The organism is Rhizobium herbae (genome assembly GCF_017873135.1).
Classification (GTDB): Bacteria; Pseudomonadota; Alphaproteobacteria; order Rhizobiales; family Rhizobiaceae; genus Pararhizobium; species Pararhizobium herbae.
In genome coordinates, this window is record NZ_JAGGJV010000016.1 from 1 (window position 1) to 15,733 (window position 15,733).

The following is a 15,733-nucleotide window of genomic DNA, read 5'->3' on the forward strand; positions in this document are numbered from 1 at the left end:
GATGCGCCGTAATAGGCGGCGGTGTCCGTCCCTGTACCACCGTCGAGCTTGTCGGCGCCGGCGCCTCCATTCAGAAGGTCATTGCCCGAGCCACCGGCGAGCAGATTGGCGCTGCCGTTGCCATAGAGCTTGTCGCCGAAGGTCGAGCCCGCCAGCCACTCTATCGACACATAGGTGTCGCCCTTGGCATCGCCGGTATTGATGGACGCATTGGCGAGACTGGCCGTCACGCCTGCGGATGCGCCGGAATAGGAGGCGGTGTCCGTCCCTGTACCACCGTCGAGCTTGTCGGCGCCGGCGCCTCCATTCAGAAGGTCATTGCCCGAGCCACCAGCGAGCAGATTGGCGCTGCCGTTGCCGTAGAGCTTGTCGCCGAAGGTCGAACCCGCCAGCCACTCTATCGACACATAGACGTCGCCCTTGGCTTCGCCGGTGTTGACCGCAGCATTGGAGAGGCTTGCCGTTACACCGACCGCAGCGGCGGCGTAGGAGGCAGTGTCCGTCCCGGCGCCGCCATCCAGCTTGTCGGCGCCAGCCTCACCGTAGAGCTTGTCGTTTCCATCGCCGCCCTTGAGCGTGTCGTTACCGTCTCCACCGGAAATGATGTCGTTGCCGCCGTCGCCGCTGGCAGTGTCATTGCCGGCGTAGAGCTTCACGTAGTCAGCGCCGTCGCCGCCATTGAAGTTGTCGGCTCCCTTGAGCGCGCCGGCAACCAAGTTGACGTCATCGCTGGTGCCAGGCGTCCGTGCAGCCGCCATGATGCTCTTCATTGACAGGCTGACCTCGTCAATGAGGTATGCCCGAGTTGCCTGAAACCAGATGCCGTAGCTCGTGACTGTACCGCCAGTCGGCGCACCCATTCTGTCATAGGTAAAGTTGGCGCCACGGAACTCGTCCTTGCCCATCGCGTATTGAGCGACAAAACGGGTACTGCTGCGGGTGTAAGATACCGCATGCGTAATTCCACTAAAATCGAGGTCGCGGATATCGAAACCAAAGCCACTATTTACGGTGATGTTCGCCATATCGCCCCCAAGCGTTACACGGATTCACATGGCCTTCAAAAACCCAGGCAATTGTACAACTGACGCGTTTTCGCGCTTATCGCGACGGCGTCGTCCGATCTCGCATTTCCTGTCGTTGATGACGGTACAATCCCGCAGGCCTGACTTGATTGGCAGAGCACCGGGTTTGCCTTCGATACCCTGGAGAATAACACATCGCGGTCGGATCGATCTTCACCCCGCCTACCTATTCCTCCTTATCCGAGCACCCTTCTTTGGTCGTTGAGGCCCGCACAATCTGGATGCACCGGTGCGGGATAGCACCCGGCATCGGCCACATCACAAGGCGTTCCTCACAGCCGCGTGCAAGATGGCAATGCCAAGAGACAGGCGTTTTGATGATCAATTGCCGGTGCTATAAAAGGCACTCGACCAGAATGTCCGGTACCGGACAAATTAACTTTTAATTTCGACTCCAAAAGCGCATTATGCCGTGTCACCGGCCACCAACGGCGTTGGTGCTTGGAAGGCCGTTAGGCCTTCGCCCCATGGGAGGGTAAAGACATGTCTCTTTACGAAGAACCCATAAGCGGCAAAACGGTTGCAATGATGCAGGGCGTTCTTGCCGACGAATGCAAACATCGCAATATCCATTCCGACGGGCTTGAAGCCCTGGATTTGGCTTTGGTCATCATGCACGCATTTCAGCACGGTACGGTGGATGATGCCGAACTGGTCACGCTCGTCCGTAATCTGTCTCGGTGAGGATTGTTGGAAATGTGCCGCACTGGCGCTTTTAGAAAATCCGGATACGAGCGGTAAAACGTAATTGGCGCCATTACACTGCATAATGTACGCCACCTGAAAACGCCCGCACGGGGAAAAAACGAGCGGGCTTTTCCATTGTCCGGACAAGCGGCGCCATTCTGTCATTCCCAGCGCGCACCGCATCCCAAACCTCCAGGAAACGTAAGTTCGCCCCTGACCGCGCGCGGTCGAAACTGTCGTTTCGCTGCGCCTGGCGAATTGCCGGAACAACGAGGCGGTTACCACGTTTACATCGATAGTCGGCCATAACGACGGGCAAAAACGATATCGCCACGGCGGCATGTCGGCTTTAAGTCATGAAAAGAGATTTGAGCATAGTTCACTGCAAACTATTCGATTATCAGGAGGAACTACCTCGTGACCCCAACTGACCGCTCCAAATGGCGCTTCAAGAAGCACGATCAACTGGAAACGCAGACTCTCCTCGAGTGGGGCGTGGCCTCGGTCCCCTCACACCACGTCGTCATGCGCGTGGGCTACGCAATTTCCAGGCAAGAGTGGGATGAATATCAAAAGACGGATCGCGCTCCGCATCAGATACAAGCCGTGATGTCCCCGACCGCAGCCAAGGAGCTGGCCGCCCAACTGGTTCTCTATGCGGAATGGGCAGAACTCGCCACAGACACCACGCCGAACGCCGGTTGACGACTACGGTCAAGCGCGAGAAATATTCTCATTCGAACAAAGCAGACCGCGCTGATCGCGACCTTTGCGAACCAGTGGCAACCGGAAACATCATATCGCCTTCGTCCGCTATCGGACACAGGTCTTTCGCTGGCTTGTGCGGATTTTTTTCCTGACCATAAAGGGAACACCGTTAAAGGATAAGTTGCCTACATCGTCCGCAACTTTTTTGCAGCGGACGGCTAGGAGATTCAATTGCTCTTGCCCTTGTGAGGAGAGAGCGATGGGGTCACCTGTCCAACAAGCAGTCCGAAATCGCCTCCTGGCTTCGCTTTCAGGTCAGGACTTTCAGCGTCTTGCGCCTCACCTTGAGGCAGTGGACCTTCCCCGGACGTTTGCTTTGTCTTCGCCGAACCAGCTTTCGGACTATAGCTACTTCATCGAATCCGGTATCGGCTCCATCGTCGCGTCCGTGGCCAACGGTCAAAGCGCGGAAATCGGCATCTTCGGTCGCGAGGGCATGTCGCCGACTGCGCTCATCCTGAATGCCGGGTCTGCTCCCTATTCAATCTTCATGCAGGTCGCAGGCAACGGTTTTCGTATTGAGAGTGTTCAACTCTCCCACGCGCTGAGCGAGAGCTACCTGATTCGCAATCTCCTGACGCGCTATGTCCAAACAGTATCCGTCCAGACGGCCTTTACCGCGCTTGCAAATGCCACACAGCACATCGAGGAGCGGCTCGCACGCTGGATCTTGATGTGCCATGATCGGACCGACGGCGATACGATCGGGCTGACCCATGATTTCCTTTCGATCATGCTGGCGGTCAGGCGCCAAAGCGTCACCACTGCTTTGCATGTATTGGAAGGCAAGCATATGATCGAAGCCGAGCGAGGCCTTGTCAGGGTTCGCGACAGGAAGGGTCTTCAGGATTTTGCCGGCGACACCTATGGGCAGGCTGAAAGGGAATATCAGCGCCTTATTGGCGTCAATATTTAAGGCGCAGTTGCGGCAGCATGGTGAGCCGCGCATCCTTGACAATGCTTGAAAGTCCGGCCGTCTCATTGCGTTGACTCCACCGAACATCTCGCCAAGGTGGGGTCTTGGCTCGCCCGTCCGGATTGATGATCCGGCTATAGCCGATTTCGGACCAACCCTGCGCCTTATGGATGGCCTTGATGCCAGTAGCGCGCCCGTCCTACCCGGGAGGCGTAGTATCGATATCGACGATACCAAGCGACGTTGGCTCGCGAACGATCATGATGATGATGACCTTTCATATTGCGAGCGTATTAAGTGTTGCTAAACTTAAACCGGTCGATCGAGAGGCCCCATCTCCCGTCGGCTGGAGGTTTTGTCTTCCCCAAGGCCAAGCCTCTACAGGTCGCCGCCACCATATGTGGACAGGAGCGACCAGAGGCCTGGGTGGCGAGTCTCGCACACTGCCCAGGCCTCGCATTTTTTGATCGGTTGGCCCTTGGGGCGGCAATGACTTATGATGGGGATGCCCGCAGGCATCAACTCGGGGCTCGGCACAAGAGGCATGCGCTCGGCAATGGCCATCGGCCTGTTCCGGGTGGCGGCACTTTTGGATTTGGACAGCCGCGATAGCGTCGGCAACAGACCTACTGTAGAATATTGCCCAGCGCACGCCGAGAAAGCCCGAACATGGAGCGTCATCTCGCAGCAATCCTTATCGCCGATGTCGTTGGTTACAGTCGCTTGAGCCAGATCGACGAGGAAGGTACGCGCATCCGTTTCCAGGCGGATATGAAGGATATTTTCGGACCGCGGATCGCCGAATACAGCGGCCGCCTGGTCAAGACCATGGGCGACGGCCTGTTGGTCGAGTTTCATAGCGTCGTCGACGCCTTGCGCTGCGCGATAGAAGTGCAGCAGCAAAAGGCCAAGCAAAACGCCTCGGCTCCGTCCGAACAGCGGCTCGAGTTCCGGGTTGGCGTCAATCTCGGCGACATTATCGTCGAGGGCGAGGACATCCACGGCGACAGCGTCAACATAGCCGACCGCATACAGGCGCTGGCAGAACCGGGAGGCATTGCCATTTCAGGGCCTGCCTATGACCAGGTGAAATCGAAACTCGCAGTCGGTTACGCCTCGCTCGGCGAGCAAACGGTCAAAAGCATTGGCGAGCCGATACGGGTGTACCGTATCGTGCTTGACCCCGCGGCGGCTGGCAAGACGATCGGGGTGCGAAAAAAGCGGCGCTCCTGGCGGGTCCCAGCCGCAACGGCCGCAGTCATGACGCTCCTGTTGGCCGGTGCGGCGCTCTGGTGGCAACCGTGGACCCTTATCCACACGCCGGCGGCAGTGACCCGGTTGGCTTATCCTCTGCCGGACAAGCCATCGGTCGCAGTGCTGCCTTTCATCAATGTCAGCGGCGACAAGGAACATGATCATCTTGCGGAGGGTTTGACAGACGACCTCATCACCGAACTGTCGAAGGTCTCCGGCCTGTTCGTGATCGCGCGCCATTCGGTTTTCGCGATCGGGGACACGCCCGGCAAGATTCAGGACGTAGCCGCGGAACTTGGAGTCCACTACGTCCTGGAAGGCACATTGCAGCGGGCGGGGCCACGGCTGCGGATCAACGTCAAGCTTATCGACGCAGTCTCCGGGCTTTCCCTCTGGGCCGAGCGCTACGATCGTCAATATGCCGACCTCTTTGCAGTGCAGGACGATGTCATCGGCAAGATCATTTCGGCCCTGGCCGTCAAGCTGAGCGAGGGCGAGCGGGATCAGTTGGCGCGGATCCCCACCGGCAATCTGGAGGCCTATGACTATTATCTGAGAGCGGAACAGGAAGGTATTACCTACAGCGATGTCGAGACCTATCGCAGGACCTTGTCGTTTTACCAGAAGGCAATCGATCTCGATCCGAATTTTGCCAATGCGCACGCAGGCATCGCCCGCGTGGCCGTCGATGTCTGGCGCAATGATTATACCTACCTCTGGTCGGCGGCGGTGGCCCGGAAAATAGCCTATGACGCGGCGGGACAGGCTTTGAAGCTGGACGCCAACAATGCGCGGGCACTCGCTGTCCTGGCTCTGCTTCAGCTGGTCGACGGTCGGGAGACGGAGGCGATGGATTCCGCCAACAAAGCCGTTCAGGCCCAGCCAAGCGATGCCGAGGCCTTTGGAAACCTCGCACTCATTCTGGCTCACACCGGAAACCATGAACAGGCGATCGTCGAAATGGAGAAAGCCCTGCGGCTTGATCCATCGCCCCCGCCGAGTTTTCAGTTGCTGGCCGGCATCGTTTTTTATACCGCGCGCGACAACGAACGGGCGATCCCGCTGATGGAGGCGGCGCGCGACGCGCTGCCAAACGCGGAACCCGTGCACGAATACCTGACCGCCGCCTATACGATCAGGGGAGATCGGGTGCGCGGCGGCGACGAAGCGGCAAAATTGCTCAAGCTCTTTCCGGATAGCAATCTGACTTACTACGGCTATCTCTATGACTATTGGCATGATGAAGACCTTCAGTACCATCTGGACGGTCTCCGGGCAGCCGGCATTCCAGAATGGCCTTTCGGCTTTGAAGGAGCAGAGGCCGACCGGGTTTCAGGGTCGGAATTGCGCAATCTTGTCACCGACAAGACATGGGTCGGCAAACACAAGAACGGCACCGACTTCATCCAGTATTTCGACAAGTCGGGAAACACCGCGTACCGCAGCGCCAATACCAGCATTACAGGGGTGACCGAAATCCGCGACGATCGCCTGTGCGAGACGTTTGCTGGCTATTTCCTGGACCGCATAGTGTGCGGATACGTTTATCGCAATACCGCCAAGCAGGACCCGACCGCGCAATACGTCCATGTCACGCCGCAGGCCCTGAAATTCTTTTCTCTTGCCCCATGAAAAAACGCAGGAAAGACAACGCCCGGCAGGTCAATTGGCAGTATACTGCCGCCAATCCTTCTGCAGTTTTTCCGTGACGAGGGTCTGCTGCACTTCGGCCCAATGCTTCTGCGAATTGACGACCTTGGTCGGATTCTTTTCAAAGCCCTCGGCAGCACCCGGATCATAACTGATGTAGAGCTTGCCCTCGATGATCCGCCAGGCCTTTGGATCGATATTGGTGGTGACGGTTCCCAAGGAAACCCCGTCAGCACAGTATCCACCGTACTGCGGCGCGTATTTGGCCGGATCGCGCATGAAAATATCCCGGTTTCTCGAGCTTGAGAAATGCCAGGTCGCGCCCAGCCAGTGGTAGGAATATTTCCCCGAACCTTGCACGGCCTCGTTCTGCGTGAAATAGGCGACCGGATCGTAACCCTTGATGGCGACATCGCCGAAATAACCCGTGTTGACCAGGGGATCCTCGGCCACCGCGATCTGGGCGAACAGGAGAACGATACCAGCGGCTCCTATGGCGGCTGCGATGCCTACCTGGCGGCTTCGTTTATTGTCTGACATAAGCATACTCCGTTTTTGCCGGCGTGGCCTGTTGCCTCAATTCGAATCATTTCCGTTTCGTGCATTCGGTGTAGAGCCACTCGCCAACGATTCCGGCTTGCTGGCAGACAGCGCCTGCTTTCAAAAGCAGGTCCGCCGTATCCCAATGCTCGCGCCACCCGGCTTGGGTCAAAGGCGTAACGCCGTTTCTTTCCTTTGCTTCGATATCCGCCTTGCTGGCCAGCAGAAACGCCACGACGTCCGCGTGGCCTTCTTCGGCGGCAGCATGGAGCGGCGTCATATGGTAGAAATTCCTGTTGTCGTTCACCGCCGCGCCCTTGGCGACAAGCAACTTTACGACGTCGAGATTTCCGCCATAGGCGGCTGCGTGCAAGGCGGTCAGTCCACTTTTGTTGCGAACCTCAAGGTTGGCGCCCCGTTCCAACAAAACGGCGACCACCCCGGCATGTCCGGCAAGTGATGCGAGGATGAGGGGCGGATCGCCCGCGCTGTCAGGCTCGGTCAAATCGATACCCTGATCGAGCAGACGTTTGGCGCCCTCGACATCTCCATTTCTGGACGCATCGTGCAGCGGGCCGGCGAACGTCACCGAAGCCCAGAGCACTGTTCCAAGGACGGAAATGCAAAGATATTTCATCACAGACCCACCGATCCCGCTTTGGTCTCGCAAGAGCTGAACGGTATATAAGCTATCACGAATGGGTGATGGGAACAAGAATTGCCATAGCCGTTTGCCGACTTGATTGGAGAACCTGCAAAGAACCGGCCCCGCGAGAAGCAACCGACACGGTGGCTCGGGTTGTATTGCATGGATGCGCTAAACACATGGGCAGGGAACAAATTAGGCCTCCCTTAAGTTCTATGGCGATAGAGGGCACCATGACAATCGAAGCAGCAAAACACAGAGTAAGCCATCCCGATCGGGACCTTGCATGCCAGGAGACAGTTGAAAGCGCCCTGCAGGACATCATCGCGGACGCGAACACGAAAGGCTGGGGCACGATTGAAACGATCAACGCGATGGAGGAGGTGCTGAGAAATCTGCGGCTTGCCTACGCGGAGGATTTCGATCTGGCCAAAGACGAGACCGGTACCGGCCTATCCACCGAACCCGAGCCGTCCAACGACTGGCCCGCGGCTGAGCCATGACAACTGCTGCAAACAGAGGAAATCCGGAAAGCCAAGGACACTCGATCGACGGTTCTTCCGGATCAATTCTCATTCATCAATCGCCCGTTGTCGTGGAGGCTGCGAAACCTCGCAGCGGCCTCCGTCCTGTTGTGGACACCCAATTTCCGGATGATGTGGTGCAGATGAATCTTCACGGTATGCTCCGAAAGCCCGCATTCCGCGGCAATCAGCTTGTTTTGGAGACCGTGGGAAACCATCCCAAGGATCTGCGATTCTCGTGTGGTCAGTTCGGCCATATTGATCGCTCGGCTTTGTGCACCACCGTTGTTTTCAGATGAGGCCGGTCTCTGGTCGCGCGGTTTTGCCTGAGTAACGAATCCGGGCGGAAAGTACTCACCGCCGCAGAGCAGCAGACGTATGATCGACAGCCAGACATCGAGCCTGAGGTCCATTGGCAGAACGCTTCGAATGAGCGGAGATACAAGGACATCGCTCAGGGATGTGACCGAGACCTTGTCATAAGGCTCAATGACGGCGGTCAGTGCATGTGGATGCATGCGCAGGAGTTCTGCCGATGCAGCTTCCGCCGTCCTCATCAGGGCTGTATCGACCAGAATGAGTGCGACGGGATGAGCAAAGGCTCTGCAGGCAGCGCCGACCGCGTCGACCTGTTCGACCCGGATCCACGGGAACTCACGCTCGACGGCGTCGATCAGGCGATCCGATATGCTCCCGCTGTTCGTCAAGATCAATATGACGCGTTGTGGCTCAAGCCGCCTTCTGGCCCCGGCAGCGTCATGCTCATTCCCGTCCAACAGCATCATATCCGTACCCATCACTCTAAGCTCGTCTGCGCTTGCCACAGCGACAGGGCGAACGGAATCCACGCACTATCCGCAGGACTGTAGCTTAGGTTGCGAACGACGGCGACGACGCAAAAGGGCTGAGACAGGATCGATGTTCAATGCGTCTGGCGATATCGCCAGGCCGTCTCTCATCCAAACGGACGAGGAGAGTAGCATGCGTGACCTCCAAGCGACGGTATACCCTCGTTTTCTCTCTTACCCCTCCTTCACCCCGGCCCGCCTTTAGATCGGTCTAGATCAATCGATATAGCCGCCGTCATATTCTCGACAGGTGTCGCTTCCCGATCTCAGCCATATTGATGAAGCAGAACCGCCGCTCTTCCCCTTCTCAATCTTTGTCGAATAGGCACACTGGAAGCTGTTTATTGCCTCTCGGCCATGGAACGGCCGGGTATATTTTCAGTTTGGAGAAATACATTGAACGTCTCTTCCTGGCGATACGGTAGTTCACTCCGTGCGGCGTTCGTTGTGGTCACGATGAGTGTTTTCGGGGGTGGTTTTTCGCCCGTTCTGGCGGATGGCTATCAACTCGTGCCACAGACAAGAATTCGCCTAACGGTCGTCCAGTGGATGCCCACGAAAGGCGTTTACGAGAAATGGGAGGCACTCGGCGGCGAATTCCTGATTTCGCAAACGAGAACGGTGTCCCTGCCGATAATCGGCACCCTGCCGGTGGGCGAGCTGGACAGCACGACGCTGGCGACGGAAATCGCCAAAAGACTGAAAACCAGGATGGGGTTGGTGGAGACGCCCGACGCGACCGTCGAGATTCTCGAACAGCCGCCGATCTACGTCGTGGGAGACGTGAACAAGCCTGGCGAGTACAAGTTTCATCCGGGACTGACAGTCCTGCAATCGCTGGCGATGAGCGGTGGAGAATTCCGGCCGTTGAACGGCGCCCAGGGTTCCATCGATAAAACAGGCTATGTCGGCCAGTTGCAGGAGATCGGCAACTCGATCCTGCGCAGCAAGATCAGAATTGTCCGGCTTCAGGCCGAGATGTCGGGCGCAAAGGAAATGCGCTTTGAACAGGAGGCGCAGGACGATAGCGGCCTCGCCGCGGCAATCTTCCAGCAGGAAAAGGTCATTCATGCCGCTCGCATGAATGACATGGACCGGCAGTCGAAATCCTACGCGGAGCTTCGCGATCTGCTGACGTCCGAGATCGCCATCATCGAAAAGAAAATCGTCAGCACGGATGAGGATATCGAGTCGATCCGAAAGGAGTTGACCAACGTCAAAGGCATGGTCGAGCGCGGCATCGCCCTTCCGACACGCCAGTCCGACCTTGAGCGTACATTGCGCAGTTACTATGGAAACCGGCTCGACCTTGTGACCGCAATCATGCGCGCTCGCCAGAATATCGCCGAAACGACGCGCAACCTCGATGGGCTCTACGACAAGCAGCGAACCGAGGTTGCCTCCGAGCTCCAATCGGAACAGGCCAGTCTCGACCAGCAGACGCTGAAGCGGGCCACGACGCAGAAACTTCTCCTTGAAGCGTTGTCCGGAGACACGGGCTCGGAAACCCGCGGCGGCATGATGCTGGCCTTTACCGTCACGCGGCAGAGCGGCGGATCGGCCAGGGAAGTCTCGGCATCGGATTCAACCGTCCTCCAGCCAGGCGATGTCGTGCGGGTTCTTCGCAAGGTTTCTCCTGCATCTCCTGACACAACGGAACTTTCGGCTGGGCAGAAAACCCAATCAGAACAGGCCAGTCAATGAGTGGCCGAACGCTTTGCATGACGGCAGGGTGGTGCCGCGGATTGAACCATCAGGGGCAACGAGAAACAGAAACCAGGGGCATCTAAGATGAAGGGGATCATACTCGCGGGGGGGAGCGGCACGCGCCTTTATCCCCTCACGATCGCGGTGTCGAAGCAGATGCTGCCAATCTACGACAAGCCGATGATCTATTACCCCCTGAGCGTTTTGATGCTCGCGGGGATTCGCGAGATACTCATCATTTCCACGCCGCGCGATCTACCCTGTTTTCGGGAGCTTTTCGGCGACGGTTCCGATTTCGGCCTCAGCCTTTCCTACGCGGAACAGCCCCATCCCAACGGACTGGCCGAAGCCTTCATCATCGGCCGGGATTTCATCGGCAAGGATAATGTCGCGATGATCCTCGGCGACAATATCTTCTTCGGACACGGGCTCCCGAATATCTGCCGGCAGGCCACCGCCCGGCAAAAGGGCGCCTCCGTCTTTGCCTATCATGTCGAGGATCCGGAACGATACGGCGTCGTCAGCTTCGACAAGGCCACGGGCAAGGCGATGACGATCGAAGAGAAGCCCATCGTGCCAAAGTCCAACTGGGCGGTGACCGGACTTTACTTCTACGACAACGATGTCGTGGACATTGCCTCGTCCATCAAGCCGTCGGAACGGGGCGAACTCGAGATCACGACCGTCAACAATATCTATCTCGAACGGGGAGACCTGCATGTCTGCCAGCTCGGGCGTGGCTATGCCTGGCTTGATACCGGCACCTATGAGAGCCTGCAGGATGCCTCCTCCTTCGTCCGTACCGTCGAGCGCCGGCAAGGCATCCAGATCGCATGCCCGGAGGAAATTGCCCTGGAAATGGGTTGGCTCCGGCCGCAGGACGTTCTCCGCCGCGCCTGCCTCCTCGGAAAGACGGCCTATGCCGCCTATCTCCGCCGTCGTGTGGAGGAATATGCAGCATGAGCCTCCAAATCAAATCGCTCGGGCTGGACGGCGTGCTGGAAATCCTGCCGCCGAAATTCGAGGACGACCGGGGTTTCTTCTCGGAAACATGGAATGCGCAACGGCTTTCCGAAAACGGCGTGACGCTCGACTTCGTCCAGGACAATCACTCCCGCTCCACGGCGACAGGAGTGCTGCGGGGGCTGCACTACCAGTTGCCCCCCTATGCGCAAGACAAGCTGGTCCGGGTCGTGAAGGGGTCCGTCTTCGACGTCGCCGTTGATATCCGAAGAGGGTCGACCAGCTTCGCCCATTGGACCGCAGTTCGGATTTCCGCCGACAAATGGAACCAGGTGTTGATACCAAGGGGTTTCGCGCACGGCTTTCTCACGCTCGAGCCGGACACGGAGGTGATCTACAAGGTCACCAACCCCTATTCGGCCAGCCACAACCGCTCCATACGCTTCGATGATCCCGACATCGGCATCATCTGGCCGATGAATGCCTCTACATTTCAACTGTCCGACAACGACCGTCTGGCGCCCTCGCTCGAGGAAGCCGAAATCTTCGACATGCTTGAGGGGTGCGGCCCATGAACATTCTTGTGACAGGTGGCGCCGGCTTTATCGGTTCAGCACTCTGCCGGCATCTCGTCGCCGTCGGAGAAAACGTTCTCAACGTCGACAAGCTGACCTATGCCGGCAATCTGGCCTCGCTCTGGTCGATCGAGAACTGCTCGAACTATCGCTTCGTCAATGCGGATATTTGCAACGAGGCCGCGTTGATCGAGTTGATGAGACGGGAAGAGATCGATCGCGTCATCCATTTGGCCGCGGAAACCCATGTGGATCGGTCGATCGACGGACCGGCCCAGTTCATCGAAACCAACATCGTCGGCACCTTCCGGCTTCTTCAGGCAACCCTGAAATACTGGCGCGAACTGCCCGACCGGAAAGCACGGCAATTCCGCTTCCATCACGTCTCCACGGACGAGGTCTTCGGCGACCTTCCCTTCGACGACAGCACCTTCAACGAGCAGACACCCTACGCGCCGTCATCGCCCTATTCCGCGTCGAAGGCGGCGTCGGATCATCTGGTTCGCGCCTGGCACCAGACCTTCGGCCTGCCGATCGTGATGTCCAACTGTTCGAACAACTACGGTCCGTATCACTTTCCCGAAAAGCTGATACCGCTGGTGATTTTGAATGCCCTCGACGAGAAGCCCTTGCCGATCTATGGGGCCGGAACGAATGTCCGCGACTGGCTCTTTGTCGAGGACCATGCGCGCGCGCTGGCCCTGATCGCCAGCAAGGGTGCGATCGGCGAAAGTTACAATATCGGAGGAGGCTGCGAGCGCACCAACCTCGCAGTGGTGCAGGCGATCTGCGACATTCTCGACCGTATGAAGCCGCGCAATCACTCCCGAAGCTACCGCGACCTTATCACTTTCGTGGACGATCGGCCGGGACACGACCGCCGCTACGCCATGAACACCGCGAAAATAGAAAGCCATCTGGGCTGGAAACCACAGGAGAGCTTTGAAACCGGACTGGCGCAAACCATTGCATGGTATCTCGACAATGAATGGTGGTGGAAGCCGATCCGTGAAGGCACTTACGGCGGCAGCCGCCTTGGCAGATTGGCAGCAGGGCAATGAAAATCCTGGTGACCGGCAAGAATGGTCAAGTGGTCACCAGTCTTGTCGAGGCCGCAGCCTATATGGACGACATCGAGTTGATCGCCGTCGGTCGACCGGATTTCGACCTCGCCGATCCCCCTTCCGTGCGCCAGACGATTCTGGCAGTAAAACCTGAGATCGTCGTTTCGGCTGCCGCCTATACCGCCGTCGATCGGGCAGAGGACGAACGGAACCTCGCCTATGCGGTGAATGTGACAGGAGCAGCTGCGGTTGCCGAAGCCGCCGCGGTGCTGCGTGTGCCGATCATTCACCTGTCCACCGACTACGTCTTCTCCGGCACCGATCCTTATCCCTATCTGGAAGATGACGAAGCCGAACCGAAAACCGTGTACGGCTACACCAAGCTGCGCAGCGAACGCGCGGTGGCCAGCGTCAACCCCCGTCACATCATTCTCCGGACAAGCTGGGTTTATAGTCCCTTCGGCGCCAATTTCGTCAGAACCATGCTGCGCATCGCCGCCGAGCGGGACAGCATCGGTGTCGTTTCCGATCAGTGGGGGAACCCCACATCCGCTTTGGATCTGGCGGCGGCGATCCTTCTCGTTGCGACCCACCCGGCAAGACATTATTCCGGGATCTATCATTTGGCCGGCACGGGTGAGACCAACTGGTCGGGCTTCGCCCGGCATATTTTTGATGTGAGCCGGGCCCTGGGCGGTCCTTTTGCGGACGTCGAGGACATTCGTTCATCCGACTACCGCACCAGGGCCAAACGTCCGGCGAACTCCTGCCTGTCGACCGACAAGTTCGAAAGAGTTTTCGGCTGGCGTGCGCCAAGCTGGCAAGCGAGCGTAGAAACGGTCGTCCGGCGCATCATCGACAGGGACTACCCGAATTACTCCCCGCAGCCGCGCGACGGGCAAGAGGTTTGAACAATCCATGACCGTGCGCGAAATCCCGACGGAAGGGCAAAGCTACACGCAGATCCTCAAGTCGACGGTTCTGATCGGCGGCTCGTCGCTGGTGACCGTGGGCTTTTCGATCATCCGCAACAAGGCGATGGCTGTCATCCTTGGCCCGGAAGGCGTCGGACTGATGGGCATTTACAGTTCGATCGCCGACATTGCCCAGACGGTTGCGGGGCTCGGCATTCAGTCCAGCGGTGTTCGTCAAATTGCCGAAGCGGTCGGAACGGGGGACGCCGGCAGGATTGCGCGGACCGCCTTCGTTCTTCAACGAATATCCGTCGTGCTCGGCCTTGCCGGCACTTTCCTGCTGGCAGCGCTGGCGTTTCCTGTGGCGCGCTTCACCTTCGGCGATCACCAGCACGCCGCCGGCGTCGCATTCCTCTCACTGGCAATTGTCTTTCGGCTCGCCTCGGCAGGACAGACTGCGCTGATCCAGGGAATGCGGGAAATCTCAACTCTTGCGCGCATCAACGTGCTTGCCGCATTTTTTGCTACAGCGATCACCATCCCCCTCGTCTACATTTTCGGCGCCGAGGGGATTGCGCCGTCTCTCGTCGCCGTCGCCGCGGTTACGCTTCTCACCTCCTGGTGGTACAGTCGGAAAATCCCCAAAGACGCCACCAACCTGACGACGCCGCAGTTCAGGCAGGAACTGGGCGGCCTGATGAAACTGGGCCTCGTTTTCATGGTCAGCGGTTTGCTCACCCTTGCAAGCGCCTATGTCGTCCGCATCATCGTTCTGCAGCACGGCGGCATTGCCGCTGCCGGACTGTATCAGTCCGCCTGGGCGCTCGGCAGTCTCTATGCGGGCTTCATCCTGCAGGCGATGGGCACCGACTTCTACCCGCGCCTCACCGCGATTTCGGGCGATCATGTCGCATGCAACCGCATGGTCAACGAGCAGGCGCGGGTCAGTATCCTGCTGGCCGGCCCCGGGGTACTCGCGACACTGACATTTGCGCCGCTCGTCATGCGGTTGTTCTATTCGCCCGAATTCTATGGCGCGGCAGATCTCCTGCGCTGGATCTGCCTGGGCATGCTGCTTCGCATCATAGCCTGGCCGATGGGCTTCATCGTGCTGGCGAAGGGCGAGCAGGCGATCTTCTTCTGGACGGAAGTCGCAGCAACCGTGGTGCACATCGGCCTGGCCTGGTTGCTCGTATCGAAATTCGGACTGGTCGGCTCTGCGGCTGCATTTTTCGGGCTGTATCTTTGGCACGGCATGTTCATCTACTTTTTCGCCCGAAAGCTCACCGGCTTCCGTTGGTCCGCGGCCAATCTCAAGGTCGGCTGTATCTTTCTCGTTTCGTCCGGGCTGATTTTCTGTGCGACGCTGTTTCTGCCGTTCTGGCAAGCCACCGCGCTGGGGTCGCTGGCAGTCCTGACAAGCGGACTGTATTCGCTGAAAATGCTGATCGAACTCCTGCCGCCGGAAAAACTGCCGCAGCCTCTTAGAAGATGGATGTTGGCGTTGGCCTGAACCGCTGCGGTCGAGCGAAAAGCCGCCTGGCTGTGACGGTAACGGGTCGGCTTGTAATGGGAATACGGCAAACAGGCCG

At 58.3% G+C, this 15,733-nt stretch carries 15 protein-coding genes; 11 read left to right on the forward strand and 4 right to left on the reverse strand.

All coding sequences use genetic code 11. The features are described 5' to 3' along the window. On the reverse strand, positions 1-1,025 hold a 1,025-nt coding region (locus tag J2Z75_RS28650; RefSeq protein ID WP_234937640.1), incomplete at its 3' end, for a calcium-binding protein. Between the two features lie 543 nt (positions 1,026-1,568). On the opposite strand from J2Z75_RS28650, the gene J2Z75_RS28655 reads away from it, so the two are divergent. The 4 genes from J2Z75_RS28655 to J2Z75_RS28670 all read left to right on the forward strand — a co-directional run bounded on the left by J2Z75_RS28655 (position 1,569) and on the right by J2Z75_RS28670 (position 6,342). Further along, positions 1,569-1,769, forward strand: coding sequence for a hypothetical protein (locus J2Z75_RS28655; RefSeq protein WP_209857329.1), 201 nt, complete (start codon positions 1,569-1,571; stop codon positions 1,767-1,769). A 420-nt stretch (positions 1,770-2,189) separates the two neighbouring features. Beyond that, complete coding sequence (locus J2Z75_RS28660) at positions 2,190-2,477, forward strand: hypothetical protein (protein WP_209857330.1); 288 nt, start codon at positions 2,190-2,192, stop codon at positions 2,475-2,477. Between the two features lie 379 nt (positions 2,478-2,856). Next, a complete protein-coding gene (locus J2Z75_RS28665) occupies positions 2,857-3,456 on the forward strand; it encodes a Crp/Fnr family transcriptional regulator (protein WP_234937641.1) in 600 nt (199 codons plus the stop codon). Between the two features lie 669 nt (positions 3,457-4,125). Further along, positions 4,126-6,342: an adenylate/guanylate cyclase domain-containing protein gene (locus J2Z75_RS28670; protein ID WP_209857331.1), complete on the forward strand. Its 2,217-nt coding sequence runs from the start codon at positions 4,126-4,128 to the stop codon at positions 6,340-6,342. Positions 6,343-6,372: 30 nt separating this feature from the next. Here J2Z75_RS28670 and J2Z75_RS28675 read toward each other — a convergent pair whose 3' ends face one another. Together J2Z75_RS28675 and J2Z75_RS28680 are read right to left on the reverse strand one after the other, a co-directional pair. Next, positions 6,373-6,900 (reverse strand): YHS domain-containing (seleno)protein, encoded by a 528-nt coding sequence (locus tag J2Z75_RS28675; RefSeq protein ID WP_209857332.1) that lies wholly within the window; start codon positions 6,898-6,900, stop codon positions 6,373-6,375. 46 nt (positions 6,901-6,946) lie between these two features. Then, complete coding sequence (locus tag J2Z75_RS28680; protein ID WP_209857388.1) at positions 6,947-7,537, reverse strand: ankyrin repeat domain-containing protein; 591 nt, start codon at positions 7,535-7,537, stop codon at positions 6,947-6,949. Positions 7,538-7,779: 242 nt separating this feature from the next. Between J2Z75_RS28680 and J2Z75_RS28685 the strand changes: the two genes are divergently transcribed. Beyond that, positions 7,780-8,049: a hypothetical protein gene (locus J2Z75_RS28685; protein ID WP_209857334.1), complete on the forward strand. Its 270-nt coding sequence runs from the start codon at positions 7,780-7,782 to the stop codon at positions 8,047-8,049. 62 nt (positions 8,050-8,111) lie between these two features. Here the strand turns inward: J2Z75_RS28685 and J2Z75_RS28690 are convergent, their stop codons facing one another. Beyond that, positions 8,112-8,867: a helix-turn-helix domain-containing protein gene (locus tag J2Z75_RS28690; RefSeq protein WP_234937642.1), complete on the reverse strand. Its 756-nt coding sequence runs from the start codon at positions 8,865-8,867 to the stop codon at positions 8,112-8,114. Between the two features lie 507 nt (positions 8,868-9,374). Here J2Z75_RS28690 and J2Z75_RS28695 point away from each other — a divergent pair. From J2Z75_RS28695 to J2Z75_RS28720, 6 genes are all read left to right on the forward strand, one after another. Beyond that, positions 9,375-10,622: a polysaccharide biosynthesis/export family protein gene (locus J2Z75_RS28695; protein WP_327791310.1), complete on the forward strand. Its 1,248-nt coding sequence runs from the start codon at positions 9,375-9,377 to the stop codon at positions 10,620-10,622. Between the two features lie 87 nt (positions 10,623-10,709). Next, entirely contained in the window at positions 10,710-11,588 is an 879-nt protein-coding gene (rfbA, locus tag J2Z75_RS28700) for a glucose-1-phosphate thymidylyltransferase RfbA (RefSeq protein ID WP_209857338.1), read from the forward strand. After that, positions 11,585-12,163: a dTDP-4-dehydrorhamnose 3,5-epimerase gene (gene rfbC, locus J2Z75_RS28705; protein ID WP_209857340.1), complete on the forward strand. Its 579-nt coding sequence runs from the start codon at positions 11,585-11,587 to the stop codon at positions 12,161-12,163. Before rfbA ends, rfbC begins: the two co-directional genes overlap by 4 nt. After that, positions 12,160-13,224 carry a dTDP-glucose 4,6-dehydratase gene (gene rfbB, locus J2Z75_RS28710; RefSeq protein WP_209857342.1) on the forward strand — a complete coding sequence of 355 codons (1,065 nt, stop codon included), beginning with the start codon at positions 12,160-12,162 and terminating at the stop codon, positions 13,222-13,224. The genes rfbC and rfbB overlap by 4 nt, the downstream gene beginning before the upstream one ends. Further along, positions 13,221-14,138, forward strand: coding sequence for a dTDP-4-dehydrorhamnose reductase (rfbD, locus tag J2Z75_RS28715; RefSeq protein WP_209857343.1), 918 nt, complete (start codon positions 13,221-13,223; stop codon positions 14,136-14,138). Before rfbB ends, rfbD begins: the two co-directional genes overlap by 4 nt. Positions 14,139-14,145: 7 nt before the next feature. Further along, entirely contained in the window at positions 14,146-15,654 is a 1,509-nt protein-coding gene (locus J2Z75_RS28720; protein WP_209857344.1) for an O-antigen translocase, read from the forward strand. The last annotated feature ends 79 nt before the right edge of the window (positions 15,655-15,733 follow it).